25 protein-coding genes and 1 riboswitch are annotated in these 25,668 nt (G+C 34.6%); of the genes, 13 read left to right on the top strand and 12 right to left on the bottom strand.

Features of this window, described 5'->3' with window-relative positions:
• Positions 1 to 106: 106 nt before the first annotated feature.
• From I6760_RS06650 to I6760_RS06635, 4 genes are all read right to left on the bottom strand, one after another.
• Entirely contained in the window at positions 107 to 1,066 is a 960-nt protein-coding gene (locus I6760_RS06650; RefSeq protein ID WP_196593715.1) for an ABC transporter substrate-binding protein, read from the bottom strand.
• A 13-nt stretch (positions 1,067 to 1,079) separates the two neighbouring features.
• Complete coding sequence (gene cobI / locus I6760_RS06645; protein ID WP_196593714.1) at positions 1,080 to 1,778, bottom strand: precorrin-2 C(20)-methyltransferase; 699 nt, start codon at positions 1,776 to 1,778, stop codon at positions 1,080 to 1,082.
• A gap of 267 nt (positions 1,779 to 2,045) precedes the next feature.
• Positions 2,046 to 3,044 (bottom strand): sirohydrochlorin cobaltochelatase, encoded by a 999-nt coding sequence (locus I6760_RS06640; RefSeq protein WP_196593713.1) that lies wholly within the window; start codon positions 3,042 to 3,044, stop codon positions 2,046 to 2,048.
• A 265-nt stretch (positions 3,045 to 3,309) separates the two neighbouring features.
• Positions 3,310 to 3,494: riboswitch (cobalamin riboswitch) on the bottom strand.
• 267 nt (positions 3,495 to 3,761) lie between these two features.
• A complete protein-coding gene (locus I6760_RS06635; protein WP_196593712.1) occupies positions 3,762 to 4,208 on the bottom strand; it encodes a hypothetical protein in 447 nt (148 codons plus the stop codon).
• Between the two features lie 183 nt (positions 4,209 to 4,391).
• Here I6760_RS06635 and I6760_RS06630 point away from each other — a divergent pair, with 183 nt between their 5' ends.
• The gene (locus I6760_RS06630; RefSeq protein WP_196593711.1) at positions 4,392 to 4,985 is read left to right on the top strand and encodes a DedA family protein; all 594 of its coding nucleotides are present in this window, start codon (positions 4,392 to 4,394) and stop codon (positions 4,983 to 4,985) included.
• 29 nt (positions 4,986 to 5,014) lie between these two features.
• Positions 5,015 to 6,202 (top strand): nickel pincer cofactor biosynthesis protein LarC, encoded by a 1,188-nt coding sequence (larC, locus tag I6760_RS06625; protein ID WP_196593710.1) that lies wholly within the window; start codon positions 5,015 to 5,017, stop codon positions 6,200 to 6,202.
• Positions 6,203 to 6,342: 140 nt separating this feature from the next.
• Here larC and I6760_RS06620 read toward each other — a convergent pair whose 3' ends face one another.
• The gene (locus I6760_RS06620; RefSeq protein WP_196593709.1) at positions 6,343 to 6,801 is read right to left on the bottom strand and encodes a hypothetical protein; all 459 of its coding nucleotides are present in this window, start codon (positions 6,799 to 6,801) and stop codon (positions 6,343 to 6,345) included.
• Between the two features lie 101 nt (positions 6,802 to 6,902).
• On the opposite strand from I6760_RS06620, the gene I6760_RS06615 reads away from it, so the two are divergent.
• From I6760_RS06615 to I6760_RS06580, 8 genes are all read left to right on the top strand, one after another.
• Positions 6,903 to 7,133: an AtpZ/AtpI family protein gene (locus I6760_RS06615; protein WP_196593708.1), complete on the top strand. Its 231-nt coding sequence runs from the start codon at positions 6,903 to 6,905 to the stop codon at positions 7,131 to 7,133.
• Complete coding sequence (locus tag I6760_RS06610) at positions 7,130 to 7,993, top strand: RluA family pseudouridine synthase (RefSeq protein ID WP_196593707.1); 864 nt, start codon at positions 7,130 to 7,132, stop codon at positions 7,991 to 7,993. The genes I6760_RS06615 and I6760_RS06610 overlap by 4 nt, the downstream gene beginning before the upstream one ends.
• A gap of 324 nt (positions 7,994 to 8,317) precedes the next feature.
• Positions 8,318 to 9,196, top strand: coding sequence for a Rossmann-like and DUF2520 domain-containing protein (locus I6760_RS12915; protein ID WP_330997949.1), 879 nt, complete (start codon positions 8,318 to 8,320; stop codon positions 9,194 to 9,196).
• Entirely contained in the window at positions 9,193 to 10,029 is an 837-nt protein-coding gene (panB, locus tag I6760_RS06600; RefSeq protein ID WP_196593705.1) for a 3-methyl-2-oxobutanoate hydroxymethyltransferase, read from the top strand. Before I6760_RS12915 ends, panB begins: the two co-directional genes overlap by 4 nt.
• Positions 10,030 to 10,469: 440 nt before the next feature.
• Positions 10,470 to 11,279 carry an HlyD family secretion protein gene (locus I6760_RS06595; RefSeq protein WP_231036133.1) on the top strand — a complete coding sequence of 270 codons (810 nt, stop codon included), beginning with the start codon at positions 10,470 to 10,472 and terminating at the stop codon, positions 11,277 to 11,279.
• A 295-nt stretch (positions 11,280 to 11,574) separates the two neighbouring features.
• Entirely contained in the window at positions 11,575 to 12,576 is a 1,002-nt protein-coding gene (locus I6760_RS06590; protein ID WP_196593703.1) for an ABC transporter substrate-binding protein, read from the top strand.
• 23 nt (positions 12,577 to 12,599) lie between these two features.
• Positions 12,600 to 13,487, top strand: a complete 888-nt coding sequence (locus tag I6760_RS06585) for an ABC transporter permease (RefSeq protein WP_196593702.1) — start codon at positions 12,600 to 12,602, stop codon at positions 13,485 to 13,487.
• On the top strand, positions 13,480 to 14,274 hold the full coding sequence (locus I6760_RS06580; RefSeq protein WP_196593701.1) for an ABC transporter ATP-binding protein: 795 nt from the start codon (positions 13,480 to 13,482) through the stop codon (positions 14,272 to 14,274). Before I6760_RS06585 ends, I6760_RS06580 begins: the two co-directional genes overlap by 8 nt.
• A gap of 14 nt (positions 14,275 to 14,288) precedes the next feature.
• Here the strand turns inward: I6760_RS06580 and I6760_RS06575 are convergent, their stop codons facing one another.
• The 5 genes from I6760_RS06575 to I6760_RS06555 all read right to left on the bottom strand — a co-directional run bounded on the left by I6760_RS06575 (position 14,289) and on the right by I6760_RS06555 (position 21,282).
• Positions 14,289 to 15,455, bottom strand: coding sequence for a DNA polymerase IV (locus I6760_RS06575; protein WP_196593700.1), 1,167 nt, complete (start codon positions 15,453 to 15,455; stop codon positions 14,289 to 14,291).
• 55 nt (positions 15,456 to 15,510) lie between these two features.
• The gene (locus I6760_RS06570; protein WP_196593699.1) at positions 15,511 to 17,901 is read right to left on the bottom strand and encodes a transglutaminase-like domain-containing protein; all 2,391 of its coding nucleotides are present in this window, start codon (positions 17,899 to 17,901) and stop codon (positions 15,511 to 15,513) included.
• The gene (locus I6760_RS06565; protein WP_196593698.1) at positions 17,898 to 19,049 is read right to left on the bottom strand and encodes a DUF58 domain-containing protein; all 1,152 of its coding nucleotides are present in this window, start codon (positions 19,047 to 19,049) and stop codon (positions 17,898 to 17,900) included. Before I6760_RS06565 ends, I6760_RS06570 begins: the two co-directional genes overlap by 4 nt.
• Complete coding sequence (locus I6760_RS06560) at positions 19,046 to 19,996, bottom strand: AAA family ATPase (protein ID WP_196593697.1); 951 nt, start codon at positions 19,994 to 19,996, stop codon at positions 19,046 to 19,048. The genes I6760_RS06565 and I6760_RS06560 overlap by 4 nt, the downstream gene beginning before the upstream one ends.
• A 284-nt stretch (positions 19,997 to 20,280) precedes the next feature.
• Complete coding sequence (locus I6760_RS06555) at positions 20,281 to 21,282, bottom strand: hypothetical protein (protein WP_196593696.1); 1,002 nt, start codon at positions 21,280 to 21,282, stop codon at positions 20,281 to 20,283.
• 320 nt (positions 21,283 to 21,602) lie between these two features.
• Between I6760_RS06555 and I6760_RS06550 the strand changes: the two genes are divergently transcribed.
• The 3 genes from I6760_RS06550 (at position 21,603) to I6760_RS06540 (ending at position 24,389) form a co-directional block, all read left to right on the top strand.
• A complete protein-coding gene (locus I6760_RS06550) occupies positions 21,603 to 23,324 on the top strand; it encodes a HAMP domain-containing methyl-accepting chemotaxis protein (protein WP_196593695.1) in 1,722 nt (573 codons plus the stop codon).
• Between the two features lie 228 nt (positions 23,325 to 23,552).
• The gene (locus I6760_RS06545) at positions 23,553 to 23,855 is read left to right on the top strand and encodes a hypothetical protein (protein WP_196593694.1); all 303 of its coding nucleotides are present in this window, start codon (positions 23,553 to 23,555) and stop codon (positions 23,853 to 23,855) included.
• A 45-nt stretch (positions 23,856 to 23,900) separates the two neighbouring features.
• Positions 23,901 to 24,389, top strand: coding sequence for a hypothetical protein (locus tag I6760_RS06540; protein WP_196593693.1), 489 nt, complete (start codon positions 23,901 to 23,903; stop codon positions 24,387 to 24,389).
• Here the strand turns inward: I6760_RS06540 and I6760_RS06535 are convergent.
• Both I6760_RS06535 and I6760_RS06530 read right to left on the bottom strand, forming a co-directional pair.
• The gene (locus I6760_RS06535) at positions 24,365 to 24,658 is read right to left on the bottom strand and encodes a hypothetical protein (RefSeq protein ID WP_196593692.1); all 294 of its coding nucleotides are present in this window, start codon (positions 24,656 to 24,658) and stop codon (positions 24,365 to 24,367) included. The genes I6760_RS06540 and I6760_RS06535 overlap by 25 nt on opposite strands.
• A 111-nt stretch (positions 24,659 to 24,769) precedes the next feature.
• Positions 24,770 to 25,630 carry a menaquinone biosynthesis protein gene (locus tag I6760_RS06530; protein ID WP_196593691.1) on the bottom strand — a complete coding sequence of 287 codons (861 nt, stop codon included), beginning with the start codon at positions 25,628 to 25,630 and terminating at the stop codon, positions 24,770 to 24,772.
• Positions 25,631 to 25,668: the final 38 nt, after the last annotated feature.

Here is a 25,668-nt window from a genome sequence, read left to right as displayed (position 1 = left end):
CAAATCCCCTAGCTAATCACGACTTTATTAGAGACGAATAAGTTTTAGGTATATGCATTAATTCAAACGATGCTATGTACAACAAGCCCTTATATTTTAACAACTATTATTTATCCTTTTTAGGAAATATTTCAGGATAAATTTTCTGTGCCATTATCTTTACCGCTTCCGGATAATGCAGTCCCGGATTCAGCAGAAATAAATGTTGCGGCAAATAATATATATGTCCTTCTTTTACTGCGCGCAATGTATGCCATGCAGCATTATTTTCCACATTGTCTTTCATTGCTTTTTTTATCGTCTTAAGATCTCCCATGCTGGTAACAAAAATAACATCAGGATCTTTTTTCACTAAAACTTCTAAACTATATGGTGCCGATTCATTGCCGCCATCAGGTGACTTTATATCTGAAGCTACATTGGTAAAACCAAGCATTTTTGCTACTGATCCTGCTATGGAACCATCAAGTTGGACTGTAACATCCTGCGCTGTGCTATGCAGTATGGCTACTTTTTTCGTTTCTTTAGGCAGTTTATCTTTAATCAGCTTTATTTCCCGATCCATTTTCTGATTCACTGCTGTGCCTTTTTCTTTTTCTCCTGTTATCTGAGCAAAAAGAGCTACACAATGTTTTACCTGATCATAACTTTTCATGTCCAGCACAATCACTGGAATGTTATTACTTTCCAGGGTAGAAACAAATTTGTCATTCATCCCCTTCATAGCTATAACCAAATCAGGTTTCAAACCAACAACTTTTTCTATATTTATGTTATATACGGCCCCAACTTTAGGAAGATCCTTATAATATGCCGGCACTCCCATTTTTGATGACGGACAGCCCACAACTGGTGCCTTTACTGCATGCAGTGGTTCTAAAAAAGAAGTGGATAATGCCACTATCCGTTCAGGTTTTTTGTTAAGTGTAACTGTGCGATTAGCATCATCAGTTATTGTTAAATATGACGATGTTTTTGCATTTTGCGAATTATTATTCGCACAGCCGGAAAAAATCCCTGCCATAATAAACACACACGTAAATAGAAATACTATTTTTCTATTCATTCAAAATCCTCTCCTATTTTCTACGGCGCGTTAAAATCGTCGATAAATAATTAGGAACTTTTTTTACTTTTTCAATATCATCAATGCATTCTTCATCCGGGAGTCCGCATCTGCTTACCATTACAGCATTTTTTACCAGATTTTTATCTTTCAGCGTAGTCACTATATCATCAAAGTTCTTATAAACCTTCATAATAACTGCATTATCTGAAACAGATAATACCTTATCGATTTTTTTTGGTTCTGCTGTAGCGGGAATGATGCTTATTATATCATTTCCTTCTACCAGAGGATATTCTAGTCTTCCTGCAATAGCACAAAATGCGGGAATTCCCGGAATAGTTTCTATTTTCGGCCATTCTGCTTTTAATAATCTATAAACATAAATATATGTACTGTAGAACATTGGATCTCCTAATGTTAAAAAGGCTACATTTTTACCCTTGTTCAACAATGCTAATATTTCCGTCTTATTTTTATGCCAGCTTTGAGGAGATTCTTCAAAATGTGTAACCATAGGAAAAACCTGATAAACAATTTCAACATCTTCTTTTAAATATGGTCCAGCTATCGATAAAGCTACACTACCATCTTTTTTTTCTGTTTTTGGCGCAATTATAACGTCAACTTTTTCTAATGTTTTTATTGCCTTCATTGTAAGCAAATCAGGATCGCCTGGTCCAACACCTATACCATAAAAAATACCTGTCATTAATAACTCTCCTCAAATATAATAATTTATACACACAATATAGAATTATACAAAATTTTTCTCTTAAAGGCAAAAACTTTTTTAGCACAATGAGGCTGTCGTACGAACAATATCAGCTTTATAAAGATGCAGTTACCTCCATGTATTCCTACTGTTTTAAGCCCAGATAGGAAAACGGGATATTGCAATATTATAATCGAAAATGTTTACGTACTACAGCCCCATTATAAAGTTATCATATATATTTATGAGCAGACGGTTTTTTTATTATTTTGCTTCTAATGCATTCCATGCTTCATTAGCACGTTCTACAAATATATTGCGTACTGCTGCATTTTCGCCTAATCCATGAATATAAGTCTTTACTTCAAATCCTTCTTTTTCCAAAATCGATTTATGAGATTCAGCAGTATTACCCGCCATATCATTATGAGCATGATCACCTGCTACCATCATCATCGGCATAAGGGTTACTTTTTTAATTCCTTTTGCCTTTAACTGAGGAATAATGGTTTCCAAGCTAGGCCATCCTTCTACTGTGTAAATATATACATTGTGCATGTTCAACATGTTCATATGATTCTGGATAACGGAATAATATGCATTATTAGGATTCGGAGTTCCATGGCCCATTACTAATACAGCTTCATCAGCAGCTATATTTTTAGGGAACTGCGTCGAAAATGCTTTCAAGAATTCTGTTACATCATCACGCTGATGTTCCTGTCCCATCCAATACATTGCAGGTACACCAATAGTCATTTTTTTGAAATCTTTTTTATACAGATCATATACTGCTGTGTCATATGAATATTCCATCCCGGGAATAACATCCAAAGAAGCTATAGCTATACGGGTATAACCTTCTTTCTTCAGTTCTTTAAGAGCTTTTTCCGGATCTGGAATTGTAATTCCTTCATGTGCCTTTATTCTATCTATAATGATATGTGACGTAAATGATAAAATAACTTTGGTATTAGGATGAGCTGCCTGAATTGCCTGTACAGTTCTTTCAATCGTCTTCTTACGTGAATCTTTGTATGTAGTCCCAAAGCTCATTACCAAAATAGCATCCTTGTTTTTTACATTTACCATCTGTGGGTTGTTATAAGTACGCACTCCAATTTCAGCAGCTTCTTTCAATGCTGGTGTAGCATCTTTAACTTCTGGATTCAATTTGTAGCTAGCGTAAGAAGTAGCCATGAATCCTGTCATCGCCATGCAGGCCACTGAAGTAACTAACATTTTTTTCCAACTAAACTTCATTTTACAACACTCTCCTAAAAATTTTGTTAATTAACAAATTTTTCAGTGCTCAATCACGTACTCAGGCAATGAATATCCATCAACCGTCTGAAAAAAATGCCTTCTATTGTAGTAACAATCACAACAGAAAGCATTTACTGACAAATATCAAAAATATTGTCCGAAAATACCACCTACCTATCTCTCGCAGGTACTACATAATTGCTTATATAGACAGCTTACCCTAAAACAAACAGTAAGTCTGCCTTATAGATAAAATTATGTAACGGTGATCGACAAACAGGCAGTTCTCCTGGCTCTGAGTCATAGCTATCTGTGCCTTCCCATGCAGTTATAACTGTCACAGTGACATTCGTACAGATTTGCTCGTCATTACAGTGGCGGGACCGCGTTGGCTTTAAACCTACTTCTCTTTTAAGTCTCTAGGACACCTGTTTCACTGATATTAAATTTTGTCTTGGCATATTCTCACAACTAAAGTCAAAGAATTTTGAGATATTACCGAACTATGCCTGCTAAAATAACAGGTCTTGCAAATTCTCTCTACAATGGACAATGCCCTGCCCATAAACCATCCACACTTGAACTATAAATCCGGTGAATGTCTCGTAAAAATATATGCCCAAAAGCAACAGTTTTACGGTTTATTCTAGTAACTTATGATACAATTAATTAGCTGTATTGTCAATAAAAGTACCTTATATTTTTATTTACTTATTATATCTTAACATCTATTTGGGCAGAAACACCGACTCCCTGCACCCGAGAAACGTTTGTTATCCTTTTAGCATTTATGGGGATAAGACCTTTTATCCTGAATCTGCTATCAGCAAAATCGCCTTCAACTTGTAAAACTGCTTTTGTTTTATCAATAGCATCCTGTGGTCCAGTAACCTGTGCTGCCCCAACATATGAACCATTGCCAACTGAAATTATTGGCACCACTTTGGTAGCATATGAAGTTCCCATACCATTTTGAGATAGCAGCTTATTTATCCCTGTATTTAAAGGAACTGCAAATCTATCTACCAATATTGATATTCCACTAATTTTTAAAGCACTGCCTAACAAACTGCCCAAATTAAACGCCTGTGTTGTCTGCACAACGGTAGTCAATGTTCCCATGACAATTGCTGCTACAATTATCGTTTTCTTTATTTTCATTCTAATCCCTTCTTCATATAAATTACATTTTTTTATTATATCATAATCCCTAACTAGTATATTAACTAGATTAGATACTTAAGCCATATAAATCTAAATAAACTTATACACTAGAGCTATAGAATAAAATATTGTATAATCAATATTATAATACTATTTAAAAAAAGAAAAGAGAACTATTACATGGAACAATATTCAACTTTATTTTTACAGTTCATCACTTCCTGGGGATATTTAGCCATAGCTCTATTGATGGCATTGGAAAATGCATGTATTCCTATTCCTAGCGAACTTATCCTGGGTTTTGCCGGATATCTTGTTTTTGCTGGAAAAATGAATTTTGCTGAAGCTGTAATTGCTGGTATAATTGGTGGCATGATTGGCTCAATAATAACATATTACATCGGTTTTTTAGGTGGCCGGCCTTTTGTGGAGAAATATGGCAAATATTTTTTTATGAAGAAAGACCATGTTGCTGCCGCTCAAAAGTGGTTTGACAATTACGGTTTAAAAGCCGTTTTTTTCAGCCGTATGCTCCCTGTCGTTCGCACATTTATTTCTTTGCCAGCAGGCTTTGCTAAAATTAATATTAAAAAATTTATTGCCTGTACTTTTGCCGGCTCCCTACCCTGGACTATCTTAATTATATATATAGGTAATTTTCTCGGTGAAAACTGGAAAAAAATGCTTGCCGTTGGACACGATTTCAGCCTGTTAATATGTGTTATTATTATTGCCGTTATTATTATTATTTATATACATCAGCATAAAAAATAACATAAATTTCTAATATGGAGCGTGGTTTTATGAAAAATATATATCTTGATTGTTTCTCTGGTATAAGTGGTAATATGTTTATCGGTTCATTTCTCGATGCAGGCGTACCAGAAGAATATCTTAGACAGGAATTACAAAAGCTCAACTTAAACAATGAATATACTTTAACTATAGATAAGGTAGATAAGCAAGGTCTGCACGCTGTTTATTTCAATGTTAATTTAATAAATAAATCGCATTCCCACCGCTGTCTAGATAATATAAAGGACATAATAAAAAAATCCTCCCTAGATCCTATAGTGAAAAAAACAGCTCTTACTGTATTTACTAAACTAGCTAGTGCAGAGGCAAAAGTTCACGATGCTGATATAAATAAAATACATTTTCATGAAGTAGGCGCTGTTGATGCTATCATAGACATAGTTGGTACTGCCATCTGTATGAAATATCTTGATGTAAAAAACATTTTTGTTTTTAACCTACATACTGGAACAGGCTTTGTTGACTGTGATCATGGTAAAATGCCAATTCCTGCTCCTGCCACTGCCCAATTATTACAGGGATTTAAAATAATGACCGGAACTACTGCCAAAGAGTTGGTCACTCCAACTGGAGCTGCTCTTATAGCTGCTCTGGCACAAAAGCAGTATTTAAAACAAACTGATTTCTCTTTCAATAATATTGCTTATGGTGCGGGAACATGGGATCTGGACTATCCCAATGTGCTTAGAATGTATATAGAAAATGTCACGGAAACGCCCCTGGAAGAAGACCTGCTACTTATACATGTCAATATAGATGACATGAATCCGCAGATATTTAATTATGTCAGCGAGTCATTATTTACTGCGGGAGCATTAGATGTCTGGGTAACTCCTATAATAATGAAAAAGAATCGTCCGGCTCAAATGCTCTGTGTACTGATAAATAAAAATATCTGTAAAACCTGCTGTGATATTATTTTCAAAGAAACCACCACCTTAGGCATACGAATAAACCATACTACACGTGTTTCTCTGCAAAGAAAAACAAAACTTGTTTCTACAGTTTATGGACAGGTACACTGTAAAATAAGCCAATATCATGGCAGTGTAAACAATATTTCTGCGGAATACGATGACTGTTATCGTTTAGCAAAGAAAAAAAATGTTCCACTAAAAGAAATCCAGCATGAAGCACTGCGTCTTGCCTATTATCTAATTGATAACAATAAATAAAGCTATTGCTGATAACATTGACCTCATAAAAATGCTCCTGTAATTCATAGAAAACCTCCAGGGAAAATGTTCTACTGCATATTTATGAATGAAAATATTAATGTGCAACAGCTTCTTTTTACTACAAAGGATATTTTATATTACTTTACTTTTTCCGGATTATTTTTTACATAATCAGCTACAGCATTATACCGTGTTTCTCCTATGGTTCCTGGCTTTACTACATACCACACAAGGTATAGAGGTTTTTCACTCCACCGCTTTTCTCCATCTTTTTTATAAAAAGTTTCCTCTCCCAACATCAGAGATTTATCTGTCAAATTTATTTTACATTGCGTAATACTATAAAAGCCTTCACTTAGTGTTGCCGTATTCCGATTAATCTTTTTCTCCTCATAAACAATGACATTTTTATGTATTTTACCATTTTCATCAACATCATAATGTAACGAATTAACATTAAAAAAGTAGACGTTATCGTTTCCATTACCAAGTTTTATTGCTACCCAATCAGCCGTTTCCTGATGGGATCTTGCTAAGACAGCACCAGAAAAAAATACTGTCATTACACATAACAGCAAAATTATTTTTTTAGTCATAAGACACCTCTTTTCCTTATTCATCTACAAAATATTCAATAATACTAACGACATTATATCATATATATATTAAGTATGCTAAAATTGTAATTGGTGATCAAATGAAAAAAAATAATTTTGCCAACAAACAAAAAACAACCTTACAGCTTTTTGGCCGTGTGAGTGGTTTGGGCATTACTTTTGCAATTATTATCTGCATGGGTACTTTTGCCGGCTATAAAGCTGATATTTTTTTTTCCTCCAAGCCTGTGTTGACTTGTATAGGTACTATATCGGGTTTTATTATCGCACTTATCAGTATATATAAAATAATAGAGAAAGATATTTTATGATAACTTTTACTGTTCCCCCTGATTATCCAGAACAAAAAGTCCGTTATTTTTTAGCTTCTCAGGGGAGGGTTTCTTCTACTTTATGGAAGAAAATAAAATGGCACGGGCAGCTTTTCATTAACGGACAATATATAAACAATGCTGCTAAGGCAATTGTCAGAGGCAATGACATAATAAGTTATGAATTAGCCGCAGATTCCAAACTTATTCCTTGCAATAAACCGCTTAACATTATTTATGAGGATGATTGGCTTTTAATAATAAACAAACCTGCTGCACAAATAATTCACCCCACTAATAAAGCTTGCTGTGATACTACGGTAAATATTATTGCCGGTTATTATATAAAAACAGCACAAAAGACAGGCTGCCACCCCGTCTATCGTCTTGACCGCAATACAACAGGCCTTATTATTGTCGCTAAACAGCCTCAAATCCAATATTATCTTACAAAAAGTCATGATAAAATATGTCGTTTTTATAAAGCTTTCGTATCAGGTCATATGCATCCTAAAGAAGCTATGTTTTGTGAACCCATTGCCCGAAAAAATACCAGTATTATAGAACAAATGGTCAGTCAAACGGGAAAACCGGCCCTTACCCGCTATAATGTATTGAGTGAAAAGGACAATTATTCTCTGTTGAATATAAGATTATACAGTGGCCGTACACACCAAATACGCGTTCATTTATCGCATGCCCATCATCCCCTCCTGGGCGATGATTTATACGGCGGAGACTGCACCTTGATAAAACGGCAGGCTTTGCATGCTTATCGCATAATTTTCATACATCCTATTACTAAGAAAAAATTTGACATATCAATTCCTTTGCCTGAAGATATGCTACAATTGCTATAAATCACTCAATTGCAAAACAACATTTATTTCTGTATATTTCCTTGCAAATGACTTGATTATATCATATACTTTTAACATATATGATATCTAATGACAACATCCTCGTGAGTTGTACATAAAATAGTATCTAACAAACTGCACTACTATATCATATATAAAATCATTTTATTACAATTTGCTTTGATCCGTGGTGACAAAGACTATCATATTCAGCATTATAAATAATAATGCCTTTTTCCTCTGCAAAAATGTCTTGCCCTTTGGTCAAAGTCGTATATGCGCAGATGAAACGGGCATTTTTTTGTGTATATACAAACATGGGAGGTGTACATTATAAAAATAGGTTTTATCGGTGCTGGGAAAGTTGGTACCACACTCGGCTTGTATTTCCAAAAGCATGCTCTTCCCCTCGCTGGTTATTACAGCAGATCACAGCATTCCCGCTGTAATGCTGCTGCTATAACCGCTTCAGCTCATTTTTCTTCAATTAAGCCTTTAGTTTCTGTATGTGATGTCATATTTATAACTACACCTGACAATGTTCTGCCTGACATTGATAATGAGCTGCCCTGTCTTGTCCCGGTAAAAAATAAGACATGGCTGCATACAAGTGGTGCCCATTCTTCGAGTATACTAGCACAAATTGCTGCACATGGGGGAAATATAGGCAGTATTCACCCGCTGCAAAGTTTTGGTGAACCACATACAAGCGCAAAACAGCTTGAAAAAACATTTTTTACTATTGAAGGAATGCCTGAAGCAATAACAGTCTTAACGGAAATAATGCATTTTACAAATGGTACTTATTGCACGATACCAGCAGCCAACAAGGCTCTATACCATGCAGGAGCATCTATACTTTCTAATTACCTGACAACATTAATTAATTTTGGGATTGAATGCCTGCAGACAGCCGGAATAAACAAAAAAACCCTTTTAAATGCTGTGCTGCCTTTAATAACAGGGACGTTGGCTAATATAAAGGAAGAATCTCCTGTCAATGCACTGACAGGTCCGATAGTACGCAATGATATCAATACTATAACAGCCCATATAAATGCTATTAATGCTAGTATTCCTGACAAAAACAACTTTTACCAGTGCCTTGCTTTGGAAACAATTTCCATGATCGAAGGAAAAAGATTAACACATGTCCAAGCAGACAAACTTCGTAAATTATTTGGAAAGAAGATAACACCATGAACAATACAAAATTTACTACACAGTCATTTTTTATGGCTAAACAAAATAAAGAAAAAATAACCATGCTCACTGCTTATGATTATTCCATGGCCCAACTAGTTGACGCCAGTGGCATAAATGCTATTCTGGTAGGTGATTCACTAGGCATGGTCGTACAAGGCCACGACTCTACTTTAAAAGTCACCGTTGACGATATGGTATACCACTGTAGCTGTGTATCACGTGGGATAAAAAAAACCATGCTTGTTGGTGACATGCCATTTCTATCTTACCATATCAGCCCGCAGGAAGCAGTACGCAATGCCGGCAGACTTATCCAAGAAGGAAATGCTGATGCCGTAAAACTCGAAGGTGGAAAAAATATGGCGGACGTAGTAAAAGCCATTACCAATGCTCAAATTCCTGTAATGGGACATATCGGCTTAACCCCACAATCGATAAATATTTTTGGCGGCTTTAAAGTACAGGGCAAGGAAGAAAAAACAGCCCATAAGCTAATTGAAGATGCCCTGGCTCTTGAAGATGCTGGTGTTTTTAGTATTGTATTGGAAGCAGTACCAGAAGATCTCGCCAAAATAATCACAGAAAAAATTCATATTCCTACCATCGGAATTGGTGCTGGCCGCTATTGCGATGGACAAATTCTTGTAATAAATGATATATTAGGAATGTATTCTAATTTCACCCCTAAATTTGTTAAACAATATGCAAACTTAAAAGATATTATTGAAAAATCAATAACCTCATATGCTGAAGACGTTAAATCAGGACAATTTCCTGAAAAAAAACATACTTTTACTATTAACGAATCTGTCTTAAAAAAATTATATTAAAAAAGACTGCGACCGCTTCTACTAAGAAACGGTCGCAGTCTTTTTCCTTACAATAAATTTAACAAAGGATCTGGATAGTACGGCGACTATATCTTGCCCGATAATGTCAACGGGAGGGGGTATAACATGTGATATTCCAAAACATTATCTATCGCCTTAATAAAATAAACTTTCCTTGAACAAAATCAGGTTGATTATTTTATTAATACATTGCTATCAACATTATAAGTATTATAAAACAAGAAAAAGCCGCTAATCTATCCATATCTATTATAACATTTATATACTATTTTGTGAATAATATAATAAATGAGTATTTTAATTTTATAATGAATTTTATAAGTAATTTATTTTTTATCAGATTATTGTCCCATATTGGCGTTAATGTTAATATTTATGTAATTATACTTTATAAACTGGAGTAAAATTATATGCCAACTATGAAAATCTACCCAAATATTATGCATAATAAAAAATTTTTAGTTCTAAGTATAATCATATTTCTACTTATAGCATTAGCAGTAAGCTGCCTGCATTGTTTCTTTAATTATATATTTCCCCCTGGTACTCATCACCATATTCAAACGATTTCTGTAAGATCAACAATGAAAGCCCGTCTTATCGAGATAAATGTTAAAAATGGTACTATTGTAAAAAAAGGAATGATCCTTGCCCGGCTTGATTCTACAAAACTCCGTTCAGAATTGGCAACTGAACAAAATAATTTTTCTACTATACAAAGAAAACTTGTTGCTGCAAAGCAGAGTAACAGTATCTCCAAAATCACTCAGACAGAAAAGGCACTTGACCTAGCAACAGTTAACTTAATTAATGCACAGAAAAACTATAGCAACGCCAATAATCTTTTTTTGCATAACTATATTTCCAAGAGGAAATTTACTGTTGCCAAGAACAATCTTGCAACAGCTCAATCAGTGCATCATACTGCAGAGGAAGCCTATATTTTAGTCACTGCCGGCAGCCGGCCTGCTGATGTTTTATACTATGAAAAACAGCTTACTGACACCACTATACTTATGCAAAAAATCAATAAAAAAATAGCTGAAACTGTCATACGTGCTCCTTCTAACGGCACTGTAACCACAATATTAGTTAAAACGGGGCATATTACGATCCCTGGGGAAAACCTCTTCAATATAAGTCTAAATATGAGTTCAAGTTCTTCACCGGCACGCAGCAACAGAGCAAAATTTATCTGCTCTATAAAAGACCTTATCAGTTTATTATAAATATGCATATAAGCGTATTATTCATTATCTTCAATAATATTTTAGCAAAACTTTTATGCTATTTTTTTACTATTTCACTTTATTAATATCAATGTTAATAATATGAAAGAATCAAAATATTATTTATTTATTATATATATCCTATATGTGCAGTAGATTTTTTTTTGTTAATCTTGTATAATGTATTGATATTAATAGTTTGTAACTATGTGATTCATTGATAAGTTTCGCATGCATCGCAAAGTTATCTGTATTTATAATGTTTAACATTAATTTAGAAAGGTGCTGCTCTCATATGTTTATAATGAAAAACTGGAAATTCACTGTATTAGCTCTCGCTGCTGTTTTTGCCAGCAGCCTTATTGCCGGATGTGGTTCCCAATCAGCCAACAACAGCCAAAAAAAATCTTTTAAAATAGGAGTAATCCAATTAGTAGAACATAACGCGCTTGATGCTGCTAATAAAGGATTTATCCAGGGACTTAAAGATCGCGGTTATGTGGAAGGAAAAAACATCACAGTCGACCAGCAAAACGCGCAGGCAGATCAGTCCAACCTGCAGAATATTGCCCAGCGTTTTGTTTCCAATAATGATGATTTGATCTGTGCTATTGCTACTCCTGCTGCTCAAACAATGGCTAATGCTACAAAAAAAATTCCCATTGTAGGTACAGCCATAACTGATTACAAGGCAGCCCGTCTCGTCACTTCTGATGAAAAACCGGGCGGCAATGTAACAGGAACCAGTGATATGAGTCCGATAAAAAAACAAATCGATCTTTTAATAAAGTTATTTCCCAACGCTAAAACAATAGGTACTGTATATTCTTCCAGCGAAATTAATTCAGAAATTCAAGTAAAAGCAATGACTCAATATGCCGAATCAAAAGGCCTGACCGTAAAAACTGCCACTGTTTCGACTGTCAATGATATCCAGCAGGCTGCCCAGAGTCTCGTAGGCAGTGTTGATGTATTTTATGAACCAACTGATAATATTATTGCCTCTGCAATGCCTACACTCACTGCTATAACTGATGCTGCTAAGATTCCTGTTATATGTGCAGAACCAAATATGGTAAAAAAAGGTGGACTGGCTACATATGGCATCGACTATTATAAACTGGGGATACAGACAGGCCACATGGCAGCAGACATCCTGGACGGAAAATCAAAACCCGCTGATATGCCTATCGAAACGGCCAAGGATCTAAAAATAACTATAAATAAAAAAGACGCCGCTACTCTTGGTATTACTATTCCAGCTGATCTGGAAAAAAATGCGGATATCATTGAATAATATCTAACCTTAGGAGAATTAATTTGGACTTAATAATTTCTACTATTTCACAGGGACTTTTATGGGCCGTAATGGCTATTGGCGTTTATCTGACATTTCGTGTTCTTGATATCGCCGATCTTACAGTTGAAGGCAGCTTTCCTTTAGGAGCTGCCACTGCTGCCTCATTGCTGACAGCCGGTTACAATCCTGTGTTGGCAATAATTATTGCTTGCATCGCTGGCATGCTCAGTGGTGTTATAACTGGAGTTTTACATACAAAACTAAAAATCCCCGCTCTTTTGGCAGGAATTTTGACGATGATTGCTCTTTATTCTGTCAATCTCCGCATAATGGGCAAAGCTAACATTTCTCTGCTGCAGATTGATACTATTTTTACTATTTTTCCCTCATCATTAAGCAGACAAATGACGATTTTAATTATTGGTTTTATAATCGTGCTTGTCGTCAGCATTATAAACTACTGGTTTTTCGGCACGGAAATAGGCGCTGCTGTACGCGCTACTGGATTTAACCAAAATATGATACGTGCCAATGGTATTAATACAGATCTCACAATAGTATTAGGATTATTATTAAGCAATGGCTTGGTAGCAATTTCCGGCGCACTGGTAGCCCAAAGCAACGGCTTTGCTGATGTGGGTATGGGAGTAGGCACTATCGTTATTGGTCTTGCTTCTGTCATTATTGGTGAAGTTTTATTTGGCACAAAAAGTTTCAGAAACTGCCTCATTTCCGTTATTTTAGGCTCTATTGTTTATCGCATAGTCATTGCCATAGTATTGCAACTTGGTATGCCTCCGAATGATCTAAAGCTTTTTACTGCTATTTTAGTTACTCTTGCTCTCTCGTTACCGTTATTCCAAGCTAAAATCAATGAAAGAAAAAGGAAGGCGGCAAATCATGCTTGAAGTAAAAAATATATCAAAAACTTTTAATCCCGGGACTATTACCGAAAAAATTGCTTTAAGTGGGCTATCGCTTCATCTGTATCCCGGTGATTTCGTCACTATTATCGGTGGTAATGGTGCTGGTAAATCAACATTAATGAATTCTATTGCTGGTACTTTTCCTATAGATGAAGGAAAAATAATTATTGCTAATACTGATATCACAAAATGGGCAGAACATAAACGAGCTCGATATATTGGCCGTGTTTTTCAAGATCCCATGATGGGAACAGCTGCTGGTATGATGATAGAAGAAAATCTTGCTATTGCTTCCAGACGCGGCAAAACACCATCCCTGCGCTGGAGTGCCCGTAAAAGTGAACGTAATAAATTTAAGGAATTACTTCAAACTTTAAACCTGGGACTAGAAGATCGACTAGAAAGCAAGGTGGGACTTTTATCTGGTGGACAAAGACAAGCCTTAACCTTATTAATGGCAACCATGGGTGATCCTAAGCTGTTGCTTTTAGATGAACATACAGCTGCTCTTGATCCCAAAACAGCTGAAAAAGTTCTTTCCATGACTGATAACATCATTACCAGCAGACACCTTACTACCTTGATGATCACTCATAACATGCGCGATGCACTCCGCTTTGGAAACCGCCTGATTATGATGTTCAATGGAAAAATCATCATTGATGTAAAAGGCAAAGATAAAAAAGACCTTACTGTAAATGATCTTTTATCTATGTTCGAACAAGCTTCGGGCAGTAAAATGGATAATGACCGCATGCTGCTCAGCTAGTTCCAGGGAAGTATTTATTGTTTATTTTTTTGTTTTTCCTCTAGTAATTGTGCTTTGGTTATTGAGTTTATCCCAAATCGTTTTTTTATTTGATCAATTGTTTTGTACAATTGGTCTTTTTTTTCATCATTTACAAACAATGACTGCTCTTCAAATGCTGATAAATTACTACCAGTCAACCCCAGTAGCCGAATGCGCCCCTTGAAACTTAATCCCGCAAACAGCCGCTGCGCGGCATGATATAAAGTTTCGTCAAAATTAGTAGATTTACTCAATGTAACACTGCGTGTATAAGTAATAAAAGAATCTGTGCGAACCTTAATACTTATTGTTTTCGCTTTGACTTTTTTCTGGCGCAACCGCCAGCCGACTTTTTCTGCTAATTCCAAAAATTTTTTATTGATAATTGATCTCTCCACTATATCTTCATCGAAAGTCTGTTCATTCCCTATTGATTTTACTTCTCGCCCAGTTTTTACTTCACGCTCGTCAATACCGTTGGCCAGCTGCCATAAATGTACTGCCGTTTTTTCACCAAAAGTATTTTTCAGCAATTGCCGATCCACCTGTAAAATATTCTTTACTTTGCTACATCCCATATTATACAATTTATCTGCTGTTTTGCTACCAACACCCCATAATTTTGTAATAGGAAGATTGGCAATAAAATTTTTTTCCTGTCCATGATCAATTATAACTAATCCATCAGGTTTATCTAGATCAGACGCTATTTTTGCCAAAAATTTATTAGGTGCTATCCCTACAGAAGCATATATACCCGTCTGTGCTAAAATACGCTGTTTAAGATCAGCAGCGTATTTTTTCAGGTTCCCATATATTCCTTCCATTCCAGTAATATCAAGAAAAGCTTCATCTATGGATAAGGGTTCTACTATTGGAGAAAATTCCTGAAACAATAAAAAAATCTGTTGTGATATTTCATGATACCGCTCATGCCTAACTGGTAGAAAAATCCCCTGAGGACACAGTTTATGGGCCTTTACCGATGACATTGCTGAATGAACACCATACTTCCGTGCTTCATAAGATGCTGTACTAACTACGCCGCGTTCTTTATTACCACCTACAATAACTGGTTTTCCTTTTAGCTCAGGATTATCCACTTGTTCCACTGAAGCAAAAAACGCGTCCATATCAACATGCATTACATATCGTTCCATTATCTTCCCTCCTTATCAAACCAGAATGTATATTATTATACGAGCCCATACGATCCTATAATCCGTAAATATATTTAAATAAAACTTTCTGCCATATATTCAACTTATCGTAAATGGTCATACGCATATTTTTTACAACAGTAACAGCCGTATCCCATTCTTCATATGATATTTCATCTTCACTAAACCGGGCTTTTAACACAATAACCATAAAATCTTTTATAGGAATATTACACCATTGTATTTCTTTTTCAGACAAATATGACGCATATTTTAAATATTCCATATCAGGTACATGTATAATTTTTCGGTAATAAACCAATTTTTCCATATAATCATACAGCTTTAGTATATGCTGGTGCCTTTTTATTGTAATATTATCTGGATAAAATATTTGTTTTATTATCATATTATACTTTTTTATCCTATACACCAGCAATAATAAAATACATACTAACAATATTCCTACTACTGATTTTATATTTACTTCCATATGGCTTCCATCTGTCTTATCAATTTTCTTTACTACCTGTTTTTGTTCATTTTTTACTCTATTTTCACCATTATTCTGCTGCCCCACTGACGGTTTATGCACAGAAGTGTGATTTTGAGTTACTGACGAAGATTGTTTTCTTACAACATCCGCCGGCGTAAAGTCTACCGGTCGCCAACCCCAACCATCCTGATATATTTCTACCCAGGCATGAGCTTGTTTATCAATTACAGTAAACGAATGTATATTATCATTACTACTGTCTATCCCTACAATTTCAGCTCGAGCAATAATTTTATTGGGAACTGCATATCCAACAACATACCTGGCTGGAATTCCTGCCTTGCGCAATATCAGCACCGCTGCTGAAGCAAAGTAAGTACAATAACCTTCATGGGATTTATTCAAAAAATAGCTGACAAAATCCTGACCCGGCGGCAATTTCCCCGGTGCTGTCGTATATTTATAATTTTTTTGGAAATATGCCTGCAATGCAGCAATAAACGCATCTTTTTGTTTTGGCGTAACAGCCTCAGGTATAGGGAACTTTTCAGCAAATTTATCTAAAATTCCCGGTGGCACCTGCCTGTAATATTCATAAACAAATTTTCTATATTCCCTTTCGGTATGATAATAATAGTTGATAAATTTATTGCTGCCGCTATACTGCTGCAGGAATAAATCAACTCCACTATAATCTGATGGCATATTATATGCGGTAACCTGATAAATTCCCTTATTATTTCTGACAGACAGCTTATCATATTTAAAAATACTGCTGGATACATCAGCATTATATGGTAAAAAAATTTGCCTGACACCATCATACAATCTTGTTATCTTAAATTGGTGTGCTAGAAAAATGTTGCCATTAGTGTCTGTCCCCTGTATGTATTTTTGCAGCAGATCCTGTCCATGCTGATCATTTTGCAATGCACTAAAAATAATTACACTCTGATCATACCATGCACCAGCTGAATAAGTATCAAAGATATGACTGTTCCACTCATAATCTTTCTCTGGCAAATCATACCATGAATTATTTTTATATATTGCCCCTGAGTAATTTCTCAAGTATAAATTTCCCTGCACTGCCTGCAAAGACGTTTCAACCTGCATCATTTTACGTCCAGTTTGGGTCAGACTGTCCATGTCTCCAAGCTGCCCCCGCCCATTGATACCATGGAGTATATCATCCATAGCTGTAGCCCTGCCACTAGGTGATAGATATTCATTAAGCAGATTTGTTATACTCTGTGGTATATATTGTGCAAAATTTGGATGTTTATACTCACTTTGTGGTATTGTTCTCTGAATTACCGCTCCGGCAGCAAATATCATTATTACAGCAAAAACTGCATATATATATGTTTTTGATGTAAAATTTCCATTTATATATATTCCCATTGCTGTCCAAAATGAAACCATTCCTGCTATACCGCTCATGCTAGGAAATACATCAAAATATAGACCCATCATATATAACGGTGCTGTTATCAGTAAGAGTAGTATACAACCTCTTTTACTGGACATAAATACTCGAAAAAATATTGCCATGATAGCCAAAAGCAAGAATGCTGCCTGTATCTGTGCGATATGTTCCACATTATATGGCACTTTTAAGCAAATGAGATTAAGATGATACGGTTCTTTAAAAGAATTTATAAAAGCATTAGCTGTATACAGCAGACTTATATATAACTGCTGATTATATCTATAAATAAAATATATTCCTATCCCCAGTAATATAATACATGTTATAAATTTTCTTGACTTGTTATCAATAAAGTTTAGTAAATATAAAACCAGGCAAATTATTAATGAAAAAGTAATTTCTTTAATCGTCAGCGAAAATCCCGCATACGAGTAAAGGCAGTTTAATATAGTAATCAAACCCCACCACAATAAAAAAGTCTGTCCTATTCTACTGTAATATGATTTTTCCTTTTTCATAGTGTCCATACCCCTGCTATATCTTCCGACAGATAATTTTTATTTATATATATAATATCAGCTTCATGCGATCTAACAGATGTCTTTTGTCCATCGTTGATAATAACTAATTTTATATTATTACAATAATTGCTCTCATTTAAAGAACTTCTAATCTTTTCTTCTTCTGCCGAAACATAAACAGCTTTATATCTATAAGTTGTTTTTTTAGCTATAAATAAACGCCAATTGACCATATTTTTTTGAAAACAACTGTTTTCCATATATTCAACCATTGAAACATCCAGCATCTTTTTATTTGTTATTTTACGTATAAGGAACCTGCTGTTTTGTCCCAAGTAGGCCAAAAAGAAATTTCCATATTGTTCTATAAAGTGCAGTCCTATATTATATACACTGGTAAAAACAGCGTTATTTGCTGCTGTATCACTATCATCAGAAAGGTCAAACAATAATATCCTTTCTTCTTCATCATTTAAAAATTCATGTTCCTTTACATAAAACTCATCATGAGCCAATGATGCTTTCCAGTGAATAAATCGGCTGTTATCGCCAATTTTATACAGTCTAATACCAGATACATTACCTAAGCTATTATATGAAGTATGTCTATATACCTTATTATCAGCTGTAGTTAATGAATCATTACTTTTTTCATATATCAACGGCATAACAAATACCATCCATTGTCTATCTATATTTTTAGTATAAGTAAAAAGATTTAATAATGCATAAAATTTTATACTCCGTATATTGATTTCTGTTTTTCCACAACACTCTGCATCGTATATATAATTTCTTTGTTTCTTGTTAAAAATAATTTCATTGTTATTTATAACTTTTCTGACAAGAATTTCTCCCCAGCCATTTTTTTCCTCTGCAATGATACAAAAATCTGCTAATGGCAGTAATGACTTATATTTAATCATATATGGCAATTTTAGCTTTTCTCCATTATTTATGGTAAAAGTTTCATTATGAAAATATACCTTCACCGTTTTTACTCCTATCAACAGACTAATAAAAGAAAGCAACGGAATTGCCGCAATCAGTGCAAACAGCATAAACGCCTGATACTGAGAATACATTACATATATAATAAATGAATACAACAACGCAAAAAAATATATTATCCATCTTATTATCATTTATCCTGCTCCGTTATCTGTGGTAATGGTATCGCCTGTACTATTTTGTTTAATATAATCTCAGTTGATAGATGTTCCAATCCCGCTTTGCCGTTAATTAGCAACCTGTGACTGAAAACAGATTGAATACTTGACAGGACATCTCCCGGTTGCACATAAGATCGCGCAAAAAACATAGCTCTGGCCTTAGCCATATTTATCAAAGCAATACTTCCCCGCGGACTTACTCCCAATGAAATATATTTAGATTCCCGTGTGGCTTTTGCCAATTTTGCAATATACTCATAAATACTGTCATCTACATGTATTTTTTTTGTTTCCTGCTGCAACTCAAGTAATTCCCTTACTGTTAAAATACCTTTTAGCTGTTCTTCTGTATCATTATATGTTCCCTTTAATATTTCTATTTCTTCACTAATACTAGGATAGCCTAGTGTTAATTTTATTAAAAATCTATCTATCTGCGATTCTGGTAATTCCTGCGTTCCTGCAAAACCCAATGGGTTTTGTGTTGCTATTGTAATAAATGGTTCAGGTACCCTTCTTGTAACAGAATCAACGGTAACAGTACCTTCTTCCATTACTTCAAGAAGTGCCGACTGTGTCCGTGGAGATGTCCTGTTGATCTCATCAGCTAACAATATATTAGTCATTGCCGCTCCGGGCATATAGTGAAATTCGCCGGTTTTTTTATCATACATAGAAAATCCCGTTATGTCAGATGGCAAAATATCCGGCGTGAACTGTATGCGTTTTTGTGATAAGCCCAGGACTTTAGCCAAAGTACGCGATATAGTAGTTTTACCCACACCTGGTATATCATCTATCAAGATATGTCCACCTGCTAATACAGCCATTAATATTTTTTCTAATACTTCGTCTTTGCCTACCACTGCTTTTTTCATTTCGTCTATTATCTCACGCATTTTTATATTATTAACTTTCATTATTTTCACCTTTACTTTAAAATTATGTGCTGATATATAAACATCAGGCAGTTTTTTATTTATCATAAAAAAGGGAGCTGTCACAAGTAACCTTTGTATCTATAAATATGCACAATTCCTTCCCCTTATTTCCTTTCTTAACAGAAAGAGCCGCACAGCGGCAGTGGATTGCATCTTTATAAGGTCAATGGCATTCATGCGACAGCCCCTTTAGTTTTATCACGGCAGGCATAAAACTTTTTAAGCTAAATTATACATCATTTTATTCACAATGCAGGATTTGGCTATTTCATTAAATCTACTTTTTTTGCCATTTTGCGAATACTATTAGGAATAGCCAGTTCCATTATATTATTAACAGGTTTTACTTTTACTGATATTTCTGCTGTTACTGACTCCATCATTTGTTTAAAAGCTTCCTGATCAGCCTGTGTTCCCACTAATGACTTGTTTTTATCCATATCCATAGTATTTATCATTTTTAAGGCAGAATTGGCTAATGCTCTTATCTGTGGAGTTACATCAACATTCATCGCCGTTATCCTATGAGTCTGTTTATCTATAACAATAGTTCCTTTAATATTCCCGCTATCCTGCAAGGCTTCAAACATTTGCATCATTATAGTCCAGATCTGCTGCTTCTGATCAGATGGTAAATTCATCATGAAAGATCTTGCCTTAATCATATTTGCATAGCTGAATAATTTTTTACTATCAAAGATCACTTGTAATTTTTGAGTATTTTCATCCTCACCTGTTATATATATCTCTCTAACAGACTCCATTATTTTTTGTGTTTGTTCTCTGTATTTTTGGTCCGGTGCGGCAACATCACGCAAATACATTTCTAAATCATTTGACATAGGCACTTCGTTAACAATCCAGTGTCCGTATTTACCGTCTGCCCCTTTCAACGCAACAAAACTTCTTAAATTATTTCCATCTGTTTCTGTATATTGCAACATAGATAAAATATTACGAGGAACTTGTTGATTCATCATATTCAGCAGAATACTTATATCTTGCTTCATTAAAAACGGACTTTGCTGATATTTTATATCATCAACAATATTTATTTCCCCCATTTTATTATTTACATTTATATTCACCAAATAATCAGCACTTGATGTATTCATATTGGAAAGAGCCTCTTCATAGAGCAACTTGGCTTTTGGATCATCAATATGCCCACTATTTATATCTAATGACTGGGCATAGCCCCTTATGCCTAAAAATCCCAAAAATATAAAAACAGCAAATATTATCTTTAGCAGTTTTTCCTTCAAAATTTATTCCCCCATATTATTTCATTAATTATATATAGTTCCATATAATATAATTAATATTTTATATTAATCCTTATTATACTCAATAATATCCTTTACAACAATATAATATTTTTAAAATTAATTTCATCATCTACCCATATACTAAGTAAATTTAGCCAAATTTTGACCGCCTGTTACAAAACGCTTTACATTAATTGATCAAACAATCATCCTGCAATAAATTTTTCACTTAAAGGAATTTTCTATATTTTAGAGAAGTATTTTACTAGGTTATTACCAATAGTTTATTTCTAATATTAGAAAGGGGTTGAGTTTCCTTGAACTGGATTAACAATTTAAAAATCATGCAGAGACTAGTTTTACTTGTCACACTACTCTTAATCGGAGTAATTTGTGTAGGATTTACCGGTTTTTATTTTCTTAACAAGACCAACACCGCTATGGATAAGATGTATTCTGAAAAACTGGCTGCCGTTGAATTAACTTATGATAACCGCACTCATGGGCGAAAAATTGAAGCTGATATCAGTGAATTGATCCGAACAAAAAATATATCTGAACAAGACAAGCTATACAATGATATCAACGCTCGGAGTCAAACTATAAGTGATAATTTAAAAAAATTTGAACAGTTACCTATGACCAAAGAAGAAAAAACTAAACTTAACAATGTATATACTCCCCTGGAAAACTATCGTAATACACGCGAAATTATCACCTCATTAGCTAAACAAAATAAACATGATGAAGCAAGTACGATCTTTGATCAAAAAGGTAAAGCTTTATCAGAAGATTTTTCTCATACATTGAGTGCCTTAGCGACATCAACTATAAATTCAGCTAAAGAAATGAATGAACAAAACAAACATGATTTTGCTATTGCCAATACTTTATTTGTGTCCATTACACTCGCAACTATTATAATAGGTATATTATTAGGATTATTTATTACACGACAAATAAAATTTCGACTTGATAATTTTGTTAACTATATAACATTCTTAGCCGATGGCGATTTTTCTAAAGATATTCCCAAAAGCAGTCTGCAAGATAAAAGTGAATTTGGAATCGTTTCACAAGCCCTTGACACAATGCGCGCTAACATAAAAAAACTCGTCACACATTCTTCCCTGCTTTCTGACCATCTTGCCTCAGCATCAGAAGAATTAACTGCCAGTGCTGATCAATCTGCACAAGCTGCTAATCAGATTGCTACATCTGTAACTGAAGTTGCTAACAGTGCCGGTTCACAATTACAATTAGCTGGAAATGCTGATAATCTTACTCAACAGATTTCTGGTGCTATTGACCAAGTTGCTCTAAACATACAAACAGTATCCGGTGCAGCAGAAAAAACAGCCAATACTGCTAATAACGGTGAAGATGCTATAAATCATGCTGTAACCCAGATGAAAACCATAGAAGAAAAAACTAACAGTACAGCTGATGTTATCGGTGATCTGGAAGAAAAATCAAAACAAATCGGCCAAATAGTAGATGTTATTTCCAATATATCAGGACAAACTAATCTGCTGGCCCTGAATGCTGCTATAGAAGCAGCAAGAGCTGGAGAAGCGGGCAAAGGTTTTGCTGTTGTAGCCGAGGAGGTAAGAAAATTAGCTGAACAGTCACAGGATGCCGCTAAAAAAATAACTGAACTTATCGAGCAGGTTCAGGCTAAAACAGACAATGCTGTATCCTTCATGGATGCCAGCAAAAAAGAAGTAGAAACAGGCGCTGCCGTTATATCTAATGCTGGCGAAAGTTTTAAAGAAATACTGCATATGATCAGAAGCATTACCGACCAGATACGTGATATATCCGCTGCTATAGAGGAAGTAACCGGTCATACACTCAATGTTGTCGATGCCGTACAGAAAATCGATACTGAAAGTAAAAAATCTTCCGAAGAAACGCAGACTATTTCTGCTGCCACTGAAGAACAATCTGCTTCTGTGGAAGAAATCGCTTCTGCCAGCCGCCATTTGGCAGAAATGGCAGAAGAACTTCAGCATGCTATTAAAGAATTCAGGATTTAAATCAAGACAAGCTGTAAAAAAATTTAAAATATAAAAGGGGCTGTGAAATAACGCCCTGACAAATAAAAAAGGAGCCGTGGACAAAATGATTTCTCATTTTGTCACAGCCTCTTTTTTTATATCGGTACCCCGCCATACTAGACTATCTATAATAAAATATGCTATTCTTAATATATAAACTATTTATTTCAATTATAAAATCTTTATTATTATAAGAGGTCTTTAACTATGAAAATAAAACTTTCCGGCTATTATAAACTTCCTGATTTTTCACAGCCTATATATTTTAATTTCGAAAATGTTTTTGATATTGGTTTTATGAAAAAATACACCCATTACAAAAATTTTGACCGCTTTCTTGCTAATGGGCAATTTTCTATTACCTGTCAAAGAGATTTTGAAAATTTATCTGAAAAAATCATGGATAAGCACGTTGCTAAAAATACTAAATTTTCTTCATGGCAGGAAATGCTGGATTTTGCCACAGATCGTTATATAAAAAAAATGTCTAGCCATCATTTAACTGACTGACACGACAAATATAATACGCTAAGTTGATGCTTGGAGGAGCCAATTATGCATAATACATTATTTTCTTCAATTTACCATGTCACCTTACATGACGGAAAAAATGAAAATTATACTAAACAAGATCTCACTGATGAAATGTATAATATCATATTGAATTTATTTCCCCAAACCATAAGTCCTAAAGGAGCAGAAATTAAATTATGCAATAAAACATATCACATACAAACAATGCTTGATAGTGACGGCGGCATTACCAAACTATATATAAAAATGCAAAATCCCTCCTGGGCCCAAGCACATTTAATGACCTGCGGCTACAGTCAGATAAATTATACTATTTTCAGCAAGATACTCGCGGGAAAATTAGGTGAAAAGTGTACCATTGAACAACCCCGACTGCCCTATCTTATAAGCAGAGTAGAACCCGGCGTTATTATGGATAAAAAATGTCTAGAATGGCTTTCGCCCTTCGCCCGTTGTATTGCATGGGCTGCACTTGATCCCCAAAATTATTTTCGGCTTTTTTCCAGATAAGTCCCTATCTTGTATATACTGGTCTGCCTGCATTCTGCATTATGGCAAGTACACTTCAAAACACTATATGGACCAATATTTAAATCTCTTATAATAGATATATCACCTTCATCATATGGTGTTCCACACAAAGGACACTGTCCGATAAATGCATTGACTGCCGGAGTAAAAAATTTATAATAATTTGAATGTTTACATCCCGCACAAGGATAACAATACTTGGAATAAGAATTATATTTACATTTATCACAAATAAGATATTCGCCCATAAATATACCTCGTTATAATTAAATATTATTGCATTGTATATTAGTCTGCCTAATATACAATATTGACGTATTCCTGCCAAATAATCACACAATACAATAAAACATGTATTTTTACCTGGATATTTCCCGAACATTGGTTATACTCATCATTTCCATTGAAGGTATTACTGATAATAATCCACATTCAACAGCATACTTATAAAAAACTGCCAAAGCTCGTAATTCTTTCTGACCTACATTATACATTATAACATCAAAATAATTAAAAAGCTGCTGTCGGGAAAAAGGCGTTTTTGTTTCTGCCCAGTTTACTACCTGTAACTTATTTTTTATTCCATTATCAAATCCACCTCTTAATTTTATATATATTTTTTCAGCCTGTTTTTTATGTGACTGCAAAAAACTGCTATTAACTGCCCAAACAGCATAAACCATTGGCAGGCCCGTTAATTTTTTCCATTCACTTCCTAAATCATAATAATACAAATTTTTCATTCTGTTATGATTTACATACAGCGCATCATCGCCAATTAACAATATCGCTGAACTTTCATCATTTTCAGCAAATAACTGTACTGGATCAACTTTTGCTGTTCTGTATAGAGGACTACAATTATATCCTTTTTGCATAATTATTTTTAACAGACAGTGCGATGTTGCCGACTGTGCTGTGAGAATAATTTTTTCTCCTTCCATGTTTTCAATCGGTTTACGTGATACTAAAATGATACTTTGTACGCTTCCATCAGAAACAATCCCTATGTTTGGCAGCAGTAAAAGCTTATCTGACATTCTGGCATAAGCAATTGATGACATTGGGCTTATGTCCAATTTTTCTTCCAACATAGATTTATTTAAAACAGCTGGCACTGCCAATGCCAGTGACATGCCCTTATGATAACCACATTGCAATAAACTATACGTCAATGGCAGGCAATTAAGAAAATTTATATGTCCCACACGTGGCTGCATTCTTTTATCTCCCTACTATTTTAATATTACTACTATAA

It is taken from the genome of Pectinatus sottacetonis (assembly GCF_015732155.1).
Classification (GTDB): domain Bacteria; phylum Bacillota; class Negativicutes; order Selenomonadales; family Selenomonadaceae; genus Pectinatus; species Pectinatus sottacetonis.
This window is presented reverse-complemented; position numbering and strand designations above follow the sequence as displayed.